Genomic DNA, 12,653 nt, shown 5'->3' with positions numbered 1-12,653 from the left:
GACGATGGTGCCATGGGGCATGCTCATTCTCACCACGCGCCGGCTGACCAGAGGGGCCGGCTGGCGCTGGCCTGCGCGATCACGGTCGGGATCGTCATCGCACAGCTGCTGGGCGCTTGGCTGACGGGATCGTTGGCGCTGCTGACGGATGCGGTGCATTCGGCTTCGGACAGCCTCGGCCTGCTGGTAGCGCTGTGCGCGGCGCTGCTGGTTCAGCGGGCGGCGAGCCCGCAGCGGACGTGGGGGTGGCGCCGGCTCGAGGTGCTGGCGGGGTTCGTGCAGGCGGCGCTGCTGCTGGGCATCGGCGGCTACGCCCTTGTGGAGGGCATCGGACGGCTGTCCTCGCCCGCGGAGGTGACGCATGGGCTGCTGCTGGTGTTCGGCCTCATCGGCCTGGCGGGGAACCTGATCTCTCTGGCGGTGCTGTCCAGCGGGCGGAAGGACAGCTTCAATATGCGGGCGGCCTTTCTGGAGGTGCTCGCCGACGCGCTCGGCTCGGTGGCGGTGATCGCAGCCGCGGTGGTCATCTGGCTGACGGGCTGGCAGCAGGCTGATGCGGTGGCGGCTCTGGCGATCGCCGCGCTCATCATTCCGCGGGCGGTGAAGCTGCTGATCGAGACGGCCCGGGTGCTGCTGGACTTCGCCCCCCACGGCCTGGATCTGGATGCGGTGCGTGAGCACATGCTGGCGCTGGACCACGTGCGGGAGGTCCACGACCTGCACGCCTCCACCGTGGCCACGGGCCTGCCGGTGCTCTCCGCGCATGTGGTGGTGGACGACGCCTGCTTCCGTGACGGCTGCGCTCCGGCCAAGCTGGCGGAGCTGCAGGCCTGCGTGGCTGAGCACTTCGACGTCGCGGTGGAGCACGCCACCTTTCAGCTGGAGACCCGCGACGTCGCCGCCGAAGAGACCCACATCCATGCCTAGAAGCCAAACATTACGAACGTACGGTTTCTCTGCTACGCTGATCTCCGGCGAGGGGAGACCCCTCTCGCAAGGACGGTGAGCCCGCCGGCGATCTGACCCAGCCGGCCCACTGCCTCACACCGTGTGACTGCATCCCGCCGTCCCATGCAGCACGCGAACGGTAGCCATGACTGCGCAGACCCCTGCCAATCCCCAACCTGTCCTGCCCGCTGAGCGGGCAGGCCTCCGTGCCTGGCTCGGCCTGGCCACGCTCGTGCTCCCCGTCATCCTCATCTCAGTGGACATGACGGTGCTGAGCTTCGCCGTGCCGCACCTGTCCGCGGATCTCGCGCCCACCGGCGAGCAGCTGCTGTGGATCGTGGACATCTATGGGTTCCTCATCGCCGGCTTCCTCATCACCATGGGATCCATCGGTGACCGGATCGGACGACGCCGGCTGCTGCTCGTCGGCGCTGCTGCCTTCGGTGCGGCCTCCGTGCTGGCGGCGTTCAGCACCAGCCCCGAGATGCTCATCGCAGCCCGGGCGCTGCTCGGCGTCGCCGGAGCCACGCTGATGCCCTCCACGCTGTCGCTGATCCGCAGCCTCTTCCCCGACGATCGCCAGCGCATGGTCGCCGTTGCCGTGTGGGCCTCCGCGTTCTCCGCCGGGGCGGCCTTCGGGCCGATCCTCGGAGGACTTCTGCTTGCGCACTTCTTCTGGGGCTCGGTCTTCCTGATCAATCTCCCCGTGGTGGCCCTGATCCTCGTCGCGGTGCCGCTGCTGGTCGCGGAGTCCAAGGATCGCAGCCCTGGGCGCATCGACCCGCTCTCGGTGCTGCTCTCCCTCTCCGCGATGCTCGCCTCCGTCTATGGGGCCAAGCGCCTCGTCTCCGGGGAGGTGAGCGGGCTCGCAGTCGCCGCACTGGTCATGGGGCTGGCCGGTGTGGTCCTGTTCATCCGGCGGCAGCGGAGACTGCCCCACCCGCTGCTGGATCTCTCCCTCTTCTCCCTGCCGAGGTTCCGGGCAGGGATCGTCACCAATTTCATGCTGATCTTCTCGTTGGTGGGGACCCTGTTCTTCCTCACCCAGCTGCTCCAGTCGGGGTACGAGCTGTCCCCGCTGAGGGCAAGCCTGGTGCTGGTGCCGGGCCTGGCGGTCTCGGTGCTGGCGAGCTTCATCGTCATCCCGATCGCCCGGCGGTTCGCTCTGCGGACGGTGATCAGCGGCGGCCTGCTGGTCTCGGCCGCTGGCCTGGCACTGGTGACCCAGCTTCCCGCCCAGGAGGGTGTGGTGCTGGCGCTGGTCGCCTTTGCGGTGCTGGGCCTGGGCAGCGGGCTCACCGAGACGCTGACCAACGACGCCGTGCTCACTGCCGCCCCGCCGGCCCGTGCAGGTGCGGCCTCCGCGATCTCCGAGACCGCCTATGAGCTCGGCGGCGCACTGGGTGTGGCGGTGCTGGGCAGTGTGCTGACCGCCGGCTATCGGATGAGCCTTGAGGGCGCGGAGCCGGAGGATCTGCCCGACGGCGCTGTGAGCCGGGCCGCCGAGACGATCAGCTCCGCCTCGGTGGTCGCCGATGAGGTCGGCGGCGGAGCAGGCGCTGAGCTGTGGGCGGCCGCCCAGGAGGCCTTCGCCTCCGCGGTGAACCTCGCCGGCGGTCTGGCCGCGGTGCTGGTGCTCGCCACAGCCGCCCTCGCCTTCTTCCTGCTCCGCCGTGACCGGACCTGAGAGGCCTGGGCTCCTGTGGTGCTGGTCAGCATATGAGGCTGAACCCATACGCAGTAGAATCCGAGGCGTGTCCGCTGAGATGAGCATCGCCTCGAGCATGCTGCGCGGCGTGCTCATTGCGGCCAGCGCCGTGGGTGCCGGTGTGCTGGCGCACGCCGCGGCCGGGCAGCACAGCCCGCACGCCGTCGTCGTGCTCCTGGCGATGACGGTGGCCGTGCCGGTCAGCACCGCGCTCGCCTCCGTGCGGCTGAGCCGTCTCCGCCTGGCCGCTGCAGTGCTTCTCAGCCAGGCGGTGCTGCACGGTCTCTTCGCGCTCTTCCCCGCAGCCCAGTCCTCCCGCCTGCAGGCCGCCGGAGGAGAGGCGGGGCACGCTCATCACCCGCACGTCGCGGTGATGTCCGGCGCTGCCGATCATGCCGCGCACCAGACTGACGCGACCATGGTGGCTGCGCACCTGATCGCAGCTGCGGGCACCTACGCCGTGCTGCGCCGCGGGGAGCTCATCCTCGCCGCACTCAGCCGGCTGCTCGGCGTGGAGCCGGCTGCGCTCGGGCTTGACCAGGCCGTCTCGTCCGCGCCCGCCCCACGTCTGCCGCAGGCGCCCGAGGCCCCGCAGCTGCGCGCTGACCTGTGGTGCGGGGAGGGGCCCTGTACCGTGCGGGGCCCGCCCGCTCCCGTGAAGTAGCAAGCACCACTGCCGCTGCCTCGCGCGCCCTCGTGCGGCGCGCTGGGGCACCACTTCACGAGACTAAGGATTCTTCATATGAGCACCGCTGCACACACCCCTGCCCGCCTGCCCGCTCTCATTGCGCTCTCCGGCGCGGCAGCGCTGACCCTCGGCGGGCTGACCGCAGTCCCCGCATACGCGCATGACAGCCTCATCGGCTCCACCCCGGAAGAGGGTGAGGTGCTGGAGGAGCCGCCCGGGGAGATCATCCTGGAATTCTCCGGGGCCGGGCTGACCGTCGGCGACACCGTCACCAACGACATCTGGGTCCTGGACGAGGACGATGAGAACTGGGCATCCGAGGAGCCCGCTGAGGTCGACGGCTCCACGATGAGCACTGAGCTCCCTGAGGGACTGCCCGACGGGGACTACGAGGTCGTCTACCGGGTCGTCTACTCCGACGGCCATGACGAGGAGGCCGGCTTCACCTTCGAGGTCGACGCCGAGGAGGACGCGGCTGGGGAGGATGAGCCTGCGGCCGACGACGAGGCGGAAGAGCCCGGGGCCGGGGGCGCGGCTGAGGAGGCCGATCCCGCCCTGGAGGATGAGACCGATGGCGCCGAGCAGACCGGTGACGAGGACGGGCTCGCCGCATCGGTCGTGCTGATCATCGGAGCGGTCGTCCTCATCGTGCTCGTGGGTGCTGGACTGGTGATCCGGCAGAAGCTAAAGGCCGGCGACCGGACGTCCACGAAGTAGCCCCCTGACCCGGGGCCGGGCGGCGAGTTCTCTGCCGAACTCGCCGCCTGTGCACCCGGTCGAGGCTCAGAGGGGCTCGACGACGGCGACCAGCCGCTCCTCGCCGATCCGAGTGATGACCAGGTCTCGGTGCACCGGGGCCTTGGTCCTCCTCCTTCCGGTGAGCAGCTGGCGGCGGAGCTGCTCGGGCACGACGTCGACGCCTCGCTTCCTGATCTCCAGGGAGGTCACGCCCTCCTGGCTCGCCCAGCGCTTCAGCGCCTTCGGCTTGAACTCCTGCACATCAAGTATCCGGTGCCCGCGGGCCAGCTGCTGCGCGCCGTCGTTGTGCGCCCCGCTGCCACAGAGGTAGGCGATGTGCTCATCCAGCAGATGGGCGCCCAGCTTCTCGGCGAGCTCGGCCACCAGTCCTGCCCGGATCACCGCCGGGTCCGGTTCCCAGAGGATCCCGCTGAAGCCCTCCCGTCCAGCAGGTTCAGGGTCAATGCCCTTCCCGAAGCTGCTCGACGCCGTCAGCTCTGCCGTCCGCACGGCTCCATTCCCGGTGCTGAGGGCTGTCGCGGCCCGGCGGACGCCGGGGCGGGCGAGGTCGTTGAACCAGAGCACCACTTCGACCAGCTCCCCGTCGATGCTCACCCATTCGGCCTCACAGCCGTCAGGGATCAGCTCGTGGGGGATGCCTGGGCCCAGCTTCACCCCCAGGGGCACACCGGTGGCGGCCAGGTCCGTGACGAAGCTCAGCGGGGGCGAGAATTCCTCCGGGTCCCAGAGGCGCGCAGCGGAACCGCCTGAGCGGCCGCGCCTCTCATCCCGCCGGGCAGGGTCCAGCCAGACGCCACGGACCCGGGAGGCGGTCTCGAGAAACGCCTCAGCGGTCGCCTGGACCACCTGGGCCTCCGGGAAGGGGCGCAGGTTGATGGTGGCGGCTGCGGCGGTGGTCTCATCGGCCTCCACCGCGGTAACGGCCAGTTCGGCGGCTGCGAACGCCATGGAGTCCCCGCCGAGGCCGCAGCCCAGGTCCGCCACGTGCTTGGCCCCGGCGTCGCGGAAGCGGCTGGCGTGCCGCGCGGCCGCCGGCAGCCGGGTGGACTGCTGCAGGCCTTCGCGGGTCAGCAGCATTCGGTCCGCAAACTCCCCGAATTTTCCTCGGGCCTCGGCGCGCAGCTGGGACTGGGTGAGTGCCGCCGCCGTGGTCTCCGGGTCCCAGCCCTCCTTGCGCAGGCGCTTGTTCAGCTCGGCCGAAGCGGAGGCGTCGTAGGGAGGAAGTGAGTTCAGCAGCTCCCACCCTTCGGGTGTGAGGACGGGCTTGAGCGCGGTGAAGGACACTGCTCCACGTTATCGGGCGTGGCTGGAGCCCCTCGTCGGACATTCCGCAACATTCGTGTAACGAAATGTGAGGTGTGTTGCTCACCGTCTGCGGGCACCTTAAGCTACTCAAAGCTTAGGATAGGCTAAGTCGAATAACGATAAGGAAGGTAGTCATTCCATGACTCTCTCACTCACAGCACCCGAGGGCGAGAAGAACCCGCTGGCCAAGCTGCTCTCCGTGGGGGCCGTCGCAGCGCTGGCACTGACCGCCTGCGGCGACAGCGGCGATGACAGCGCGGCCGACGACGACGTCGACAGCGGCGCTGAGGAGAACGGCGAGGCCGGCGGCACCGTGGAGATCGAGGATGATCACGGCACCCACGAGATCAACCTCGACGAGGTGGACTCCATCGGAGCATTCGACAACCGCACCTTCCGTCTCCTGGAGGACCTCGGTGTGGAGCTGGACGTCGCCGCCCGCGGCCTGATGCAGCCCCACGTGCACGAGATCTACGCCGAGGACGAGGACATCCTTGACACCGGCAACCACCAGGAGCCCGACTTCGAGGTCTTCGCCGCAGCAGAGCCTGATCTGGTCATCACCGGCCAGCGCTACTCCCAGTACTACGATGAGATGGCTGACCTGATGCCTGAGGGCGGCACCATCCTCGAGTGGAACGAGTCCGTCTCCGACCCTGAGACCTTCTTCGACGGGCTGCGGGAGCAGGCCGAGAACGTCGGCCTCATCTTCGGCGCCGAGGAGGAGGCCGATGACCTCATCGCTGACCTCGACGAGGCCATCGAGCGGGTCGAGGCCGCGTACAACGGCGAGGACACCGTGATGGGACTGCTGACCTCCGGCGGTGACATCAACTACGCCGGCCCCAACGAAGGCCGTGCCGTGGCCGAGATCTTCCAGGAGTTCGATCTGGAGCCGGCCCTGGAGGTCGATGACGAGTCCAGCGACCACGAGGGCGACGACATCTCTGTGGAGGCCATCGCCGACGCCGACCCCGAGTGGATCATTGTTCTGGACCGCGACGGCATGAACCCCAATGACCCTGAGTACACCGCGGCCGAGGAGCTCATCGCTGACTCCCCGGCCCTGCAGGAGACCGCCGCGATCGAGCAGGATCAGATCATCTACATGCCGCAGAGCATGTACATCACCGAGGACATCCAGGCCTACACCGAGTTCCTCAACGACTTCGCCGACGCCCTGGAGGCTGCCGAGTGATGAGCCTTCAGGGCACCTAGCGGTGGCCTGATCACGGCGCCCCGCTCCGGCTCAGGGGCGGGGCGCCGGCATGAGGGCATCACCGGTGCATTCGACCTGCGTTCCCTAACGCGTTTAGCATTGCCTCACTGACTTTCGAGCACTCGCACGTTGTCCATCGAATCCGGAAGCCCCTATGACCACCACCCTGCGGCAGGACGTCTCGCAGACCAGCCGAGACATCCTCGTGGAGGACCCCCGCACCCGCCGTCACCGGCGCCTGTGGACCCCTGCCTTCCTCGTCGCGATCCTGGTGACCCTCGGGCTCCTCGTGGTCTCCCTGCTGACCGGCCAGTTCGACGTCTTCGGGGGCGAGGACTGGGAGAACTTCTGGATGTTCAGCATCACCCGGGTGCCGCGCACCGTCGCGCTGGTCCTCGCCGGCGCGGCCATGGCCATGTGCGGGGTGATCATGCAGCTGCTCACCCAGAACCGTTTCGTGGAGCCCTCCACCATGGGCACCACCGAATGGGCAGGCCTGGGCCTGATCCTGGTGATGTGGCTGGTGCCCAGCGCCACCCTCTTCGAGCGGATGGTCGGCGCGGTCATCATGTCCTTCGTGGGCACCATGGTGTTCTTCGCGTTCCTGCGCCGGGTCTCCCTGAAGTCCAGCCTGATCGTCCCGATCATCGGCATCATGCTGGGCGCGGTCGTCTCCTCCGCCACCACCTACCTGGCGCTGATGACCGACCGGCTGCAGACCCTCGGCATCTGGTTCCAGGGCTCCTTCACCGGGGTGATCCAGGGCCGGTACGAGCTGCTGTGGATCGTGCTGGGCGTGACCGTGCTGGTCTTCATCGTCGCCGACCAGTTCACCGTGGCCGGGCTCGGCCGGGACATGGCCACCAACGTCGGGCTGAACTACGCGTTCGTCCTCTTCATGGGAACCGCGATGGTCGCCGTCGCCACCGGTGTGACCGCGACCGTAGTCGGCGCGCTGCCCTTCCTCGGGCTGGTGGTGCCCAACATTGTGGCGCTCTTCCGCGGCGACGATCTGCGCACCAACCTGCCCTGGGTGGTGCTGGTGGGCATCTGCACGGTCACCATCTGCGATCTGATCGGCCGGCTGATCATCGCACCCTTCGAGATTCCGGTCGGCATGGTCCTCGGCCTGGTCGGCGGCGTGGTCTTCCTCGGCCTGCTGCTGCGCCAGCGGAGGAAGGGCGGCCTGGTCTCATGATGCTCAAGACCGCGGAGAGCAGACGGCGCACCGAGCAGCACGACGCGGGCGGCAGGACCCCGGATGAGGCCGCCCGCCGCTCCGGGCCGATCACCGAGCCCAAGCACATGCGCCGCTACATCCTGGTGGTGGGGGTGCTGATCGCCCTGGCCGTGGGAGTCACCTTCGGCATCATGACCTGGAACAACCCTGCCGATACCGGATCGAGGCCCTGGTGGCTGATCGTGGAGATGCGGCGGGACTCGCTGATCACCATCGCGGTGGTCGCGGTCTGCCACGCAGTCTCCACGGTGGCGTTCCAGACCGCTGTGAACAACCGGATCCTCACGCCCGGAATCATGGGCTTCGGCTCCCTCTACACAGTCATCCAGACGTCCGCGGTGTTCCTCCTGGGCGTGGGCGGGGCGAGCGCGCTGGTCGGCGTCGGCCCCTTCCTGCTGCAGATGGCGGCGATGGTGGTGTTCGCCACCGTCCTCTACACGTGGCTGCTCGGCGGGAAGTTCTCCAACATCCACATCATGCTGCTGGTGGGCGTGGTCATCGGCGGGGTGCTGGGCTCCCTGTCGAACTTCATGCAGCGGATGCTGACCCCCAGCGAGTTCGACGTGCTGCAGGCCCGGCTCTTCGGCAACATCTCCAACGCCCGGGTCGACTATCTGCCCTACGCGATCCCGATCGTGGTCGCCGTCGTCGCGCTGCTGTGGGTCCGTTCCAATACGCTCAACGTGATCGCTCTGGGCAAGACGAATGCCCTGAACCTCGGCATCAGCTACAAGCGGGAGCTGATCATCATCATGGCGCTGGTGTCTCTGCTCGTCGCAACCGCCACCGCGCTGACGGGCCCGATGATGTTCCTCGGATTCCTCGCCGCGACCCTCGCCTACCAGTTCGGAGACACCTACTCGCACCGGATGCTGTTCCCGCTGGCGGTGCTGTTCGCCTACACCATCCTGGCCGGCAGCTACTTCGTCCTCCGTCACATCTGGGACGCCGGGGGAGCCGTGACCATCATTGTCGAGCTGATCGGCGGACTGGTCTTCCTGATCGTTCTGATGAGAAAGGGGCGCCTGTGAGCATCACGCTGACCGACGTCGTCAAGGACTACTCCGAGAAGGTCAGGATCGGGCCGGTCACCACGGAGATTCAGCCCGGGGGCGTGACTGCCTTGGTGGGACCCAACGGTGCGGGCAAGTCCACCATCCTCACCATGATCGGGCGCCTGCTGGACGTGGACCAGGGGGAGATCACCGTGGCGGGGCACGACGTCGTCAACACCCCCTCCAAGACCATCGCCAAGATACTCTCGGTGCTGCGGCAGGAGAACCACTTCGTCACCCGGCTGACCGTTCGGCAGCTCGTGGGCTTCGGCCGGTTCCCCCACTCCCGAGGCCGGCTGACCATCGGGGACGAGAAGTACATCTCCGAGGCCATCGATTTCCTCGACCTCACCGACCTGGAGAACCGTTACCTCGACCAGCTCTCAGGCGGGCAGCGTCAGCGCGCCTACGTGGCGATGGTGCTCGCGCAGAACACCGACTATGTGCTGCTGGACGAGCCGCTGAACAATCTGGACATGCAGCACGCCGTGGCGATGATGAAGCAGCTGCGCCGGGCCGCAGACGAACTCGGCCGCACTATTGTGATCGTCCTGCACGACATCAACTTCGCCGGCCACTACTCGGACAAGATCCTCGCGATGAAGAACGGCCAGGTGGTCAAGCACGGCACCCCGGCCGAGATCATGCAGAACGACGTCCTCTCCGAAATCTTCAACACCGAGGTCAACGTCATCGATGGCCCCAACGGCCCCCTCGCCGTCTACTACTGAGCAGTTTTCGTCCCAGCGCGGAGCGAGTCCGCGGCTCTCGGCTGGCTGCGGAGGCGCCAGCCTTCACGCTTGGAGCCTCTGTTCGCCTCCGCGTCATAAGAGCGGTTCACCCGCAAACGTGTCCGACGTGGTGTCTAGGGGCGACCTATGGACCGCATCAGAGGATGCCGCGCAGTGGGATGAGGGCGGTCTCCACGGCGCGCACTGAATGGGGGCGGCGGTGCCAGTCGGAGGCGGTGAGCAGCTCGCAGTGCTCGGCGTCGGCCTCAAAGACCTTCTCCATCTCAGCGGCGAAGCCGGCGTCGATGATTTCCAAATTGGTCTCGTAGTTCAGGCCCAGGGAGAGCCGGTCGATGTTGGCGGTGCCGACCGTGGACCAGATGCCGTCGATGGTCGCGGTCTTGGAGTGGATCATCGCCGGGGTGTAGAGCAGGACCTTCACGCCCGCCTCAAGCATGTCCCGGTAGAAGCCCCGGGTGACCCAGTCTGCGACGACGTGGTTGGACTCTTTGGGCAGCATGATCCGCACGTCCACGCCGCGCTCGGCTGCGTGGATGAGCGGCTTGAGCACCTGCTGGTCCGGCACAAAATAAGGGGTGGTGAGCCAGATCATGTCCTGCGCCCGTTCGATCGCAGTCAGGTACATGTGCCGGATGGGGTAGACCAGCTGCACGGGCAGGTTGGAGGCCACGGCCACCTTCGGGTTCCAGGACTGCGGCGGTATCCAGTCAATGCGGGCCTCGAGGGCGTGCCCCTCGTTCCACGCGTTCGCGAAGGCCTGCCGGAGACCCCACACGGCAGGGCCGACTTCGCGGACGTGGGTGTCACGCCATTCGCGGGCGAACTCATCACCGATGTTGAAGCCGCCGACGAAGCCCGTGTCGTCATCCACTACCAAGATCTTCGAGTGGCTGAGCCCGGTGTAGCGGACCGGGCCCCGCCAGAACCTGGCGCCGATGGGGAACATCCGGTGGACCAGTATCCGCGGATCCAGCTGCTTGAAGAAGGACCGGGGCACGTTGTGGTTCGCGTAGACGTCGTAGATGACGTAGACCCGCACCCCACGGGCTGCCGCCGCGTTCAGCGCGTCCACGACCCGCTGGCCGGTCCCGTCGCTCTGCCAGATGTAGGCCTGCAGCATCACCGACCGTTCAGCGCCGTCGATCGCGGCGATCATGTCCTCGAAGAGGACGTCTCCCGCCGTGTATATGGTCATCTGGGAATCCTCGACCTCGGCGCCGAAGATTCCCGGATTGGGAGGCTGCCGCCTCCCCCGCTCCTTCTGACGGACCTTGTCCCACACCATCACTCCGCCCACAATGGCGGCCTGGGCGCCCGCGAGGGCACCAGCCCCGACTGCGGCTGCCTTCAGCACCTTTACTGCCATGTCCGACAGCCTATCGAGCGCTTCATCGCGGCAGAGTCCAGCAGGCGGACTTCTTGGGGGAACCGTGTGATCTTCGCGTAACAGGCGTTACGATCTATCAGTTTTCCATTGTCCCTAATGAACGAGTCATCGCCGCTATGCCCAACACTGCCGAGACGGCCCCCAGCGCACAGGCTGAGGCCAATCCCAACCAGCACGATCAGATCGCTGATGAGAACCTGAAGACCCCGCGGCACCGCATCATCGCGGCCTCGCTCATCGGCACCACGATCGAGTTCTACGACTTCTACATCTTCGCCACCGCGGCAGCATCCATCTTCCCGCTGCTGTTCTTCTACGGCGACGACGAGGGCACCGCAGTGCTCCTGTCACTGACCACCTTCGGCGTCGCGTTCCTCGCCCGCCCCCTGGGCGCGGTGATCTTCGGCCACTACGGCGACAAGGTCGGCCGCAAAGCGACCCTGGTCGGCGCACTGCTCGTGATGGGCATCGCTACGTTCCTGATCGGCCTGCTGCCAACCGTCCATCAGGTGGGTCTCTGGGCCCCGGCGATGCTGACGGTCCTGCGCTTCTGCCAGGGCCTGGGCCTGGGCGGCGAATGGTCCGGCGCAGCGCTGCTGGCGTCCGAGACGGCCCGCCCCGGCAAGCGTGCGCAGGCGGCCATGTGGCCCCAGCTGGGCGCTCCCTTCGGCTTCATTCTGGCCAACGGCCTGTTCCTGGCCCTCGCGGTCGGCTTCAACTTCAACCTGGCCGACGCCGCCGCGGCCGGCACCGGCGCCCTGGATGACCCGTTCCTGGTATGGGGCTGGCGCGTGCCGTTCATCCTCTCCCTGATCATGGTCGCCGTCGGGCTCTACATCCGGCTGCGCATCGAGGAGACGCCCGTCTTCGCCAAAGCGCTGAAGAACAATGAGAAGGTCAAGGCGCCCATCGGTGAGGTGTTCAGGAAGAACTGGTGGGAGATCATTCTCGGCACCTTCATCATGCTGGCCACCTACGGGCTCTTCTACATCATGACCACCTGGATCGTGACCTACGCGGTGCAGCCCGAGACCGTCGGCTCCCTCGGCTACGACTACCAGTCCTTCCTGGCGCTGCAGGTGGTCTCCATCATCCTGTTCGCCGTGTTCATTCCGATCGCCGGCCGGCTCGCCGACGCCTTCGGCCGCAAGAAGATGCTCCTGACCACTACCGCAGGGATCATCGTCTTCGGCCTCAGCTTCGGCATGTTCATCGGCCCGGACGTGCTGGGCACCGGTGCCGACATGAACGTCTGGCAGATGTTCGCCTTCCTCTGCGTGGGCATGGCGCTGATGGGCCTGACCTTCGGGCCGATGTCGGCCTACCTGCCGGAGCTCTTCCCCACCAACACCCGGTACACCGGCTCAGGCGTGGCCTACAACATGTCCTCCATCCTGGGCGCGGCTGCGACCCCTCCGGTGGCCAGCTACCTGGTGCAGAACCACGGCGTGCACGCCGTCGGCTTCTACCTGGTCTTCCTGGCCAGCCTGACCCTGATCAGCTTGGTCCTGAGCCCGGAGACCAACCACAAGTCGCTCTACACGGCGGAGAAGGCATCCGTCTGACCCCGCCCGCACGGTGAACGCCGGCGG

At 67.4% G+C, this 12,653-nt stretch carries 11 protein-coding genes; 9 read left to right on the top strand and 2 right to left on the bottom strand.

From position 1 onward, the window contains the following. Positions 1 to 12: 12 nt before the first annotated feature. From FWJ47_RS00855 to FWJ47_RS00840, 4 genes are all read left to right on the top strand, one after another. The gene (locus FWJ47_RS00855) at positions 13 to 927 is read left to right on the top strand and encodes a cation diffusion facilitator family transporter (RefSeq protein WP_147102979.1); all 915 of its coding nucleotides are present in this window, start codon (positions 13 to 15) and stop codon (positions 925 to 927) included. A 166-nt stretch (positions 928 to 1,093) separates the two neighbouring features. Next, entirely contained in the window at positions 1,094 to 2,635 is a 1,542-nt protein-coding gene (locus FWJ47_RS00850; RefSeq protein ID WP_147102977.1) for an MFS transporter, read from the top strand. Between the two features lie 67 nt (positions 2,636 to 2,702). Beyond that, entirely contained in the window at positions 2,703 to 3,320 is a 618-nt protein-coding gene (locus tag FWJ47_RS00845) for a hypothetical protein (RefSeq protein ID WP_147102976.1), read from the top strand. Positions 3,321 to 3,398: 78 nt separating this feature from the next. After that, positions 3,399 to 4,061: a copper resistance CopC family protein gene (locus tag FWJ47_RS00840; RefSeq protein WP_147102974.1), complete on the top strand. Its 663-nt coding sequence runs from the start codon at positions 3,399 to 3,401 to the stop codon at positions 4,059 to 4,061. Positions 4,062 to 4,127: 66 nt separating this feature from the next. Here FWJ47_RS00840 and FWJ47_RS00835 read toward each other — a convergent pair whose 3' ends face one another. Continuing rightward, positions 4,128 to 5,387, bottom strand: a complete 1,260-nt coding sequence (locus FWJ47_RS00835) for a THUMP-like domain-containing protein (protein ID WP_147102971.1) — start codon at positions 5,385 to 5,387, stop codon at positions 4,128 to 4,130. A gap of 160 nt (positions 5,388 to 5,547) precedes the next feature. On the opposite strand from FWJ47_RS00835, the gene FWJ47_RS00830 reads away from it, so the two are divergent. The 4 genes from FWJ47_RS00830 to FWJ47_RS00815 all read left to right on the top strand — a co-directional run bounded on the left by FWJ47_RS00830 (position 5,548) and on the right by FWJ47_RS00815 (position 9,653). Then, a complete protein-coding gene (locus tag FWJ47_RS00830; protein WP_147102969.1) occupies positions 5,548 to 6,606 on the top strand; it encodes a siderophore ABC transporter substrate-binding protein in 1,059 nt (352 codons plus the stop codon). 175 nt (positions 6,607 to 6,781) lie between these two features. Further along, positions 6,782 to 7,825: an ABC transporter permease gene (locus tag FWJ47_RS00825; RefSeq protein ID WP_147102967.1), complete on the top strand. Its 1,044-nt coding sequence runs from the start codon at positions 6,782 to 6,784 to the stop codon at positions 7,823 to 7,825. Next, on the top strand, positions 7,822 to 8,898 hold the full coding sequence (locus FWJ47_RS00820; RefSeq protein ID WP_246126104.1) for an iron chelate uptake ABC transporter family permease subunit: 1,077 nt from the start codon (positions 7,822 to 7,824) through the stop codon (positions 8,896 to 8,898). Before FWJ47_RS00825 ends, FWJ47_RS00820 begins: the two co-directional genes overlap by 4 nt. Next, positions 8,895 to 9,653 (top strand): iron ABC transporter ATP-binding protein, encoded by a 759-nt coding sequence (locus FWJ47_RS00815; protein WP_281289226.1) that lies wholly within the window; start codon positions 8,895 to 8,897, stop codon positions 9,651 to 9,653. Before FWJ47_RS00820 ends, FWJ47_RS00815 begins: the two co-directional genes overlap by 4 nt. Before the next feature lie 157 nt (positions 9,654 to 9,810). Here the strand turns inward: FWJ47_RS00815 and FWJ47_RS00810 are convergent, their stop codons facing one another. Beyond that, positions 9,811 to 11,040 (bottom strand): phospholipase D-like domain-containing protein, encoded by a 1,230-nt coding sequence (locus FWJ47_RS00810; protein WP_147102965.1) that lies wholly within the window; start codon positions 11,038 to 11,040, stop codon positions 9,811 to 9,813. A 137-nt stretch (positions 11,041 to 11,177) separates the two neighbouring features. Between FWJ47_RS00810 and FWJ47_RS00805 the strand changes: the two genes are divergently transcribed. Continuing rightward, positions 11,178 to 12,626: an MFS transporter gene (locus FWJ47_RS00805; RefSeq protein ID WP_147102963.1), complete on the top strand. Its 1,449-nt coding sequence runs from the start codon at positions 11,178 to 11,180 to the stop codon at positions 12,624 to 12,626. Positions 12,627 to 12,653 lie beyond the last annotated feature (27 nt).

The sequence above is a fragment of the Nesterenkonia populi genome (assembly GCF_007994735.1).
Classification (GTDB): domain Bacteria; phylum Actinomycetota; class Actinomycetes; order Actinomycetales; family Micrococcaceae; genus Nesterenkonia; species Nesterenkonia populi.
The sequence above is the reverse complement of the archived record's forward strand: the minus strand, read 5'-3'. Positions and strand labels throughout refer to the sequence as shown.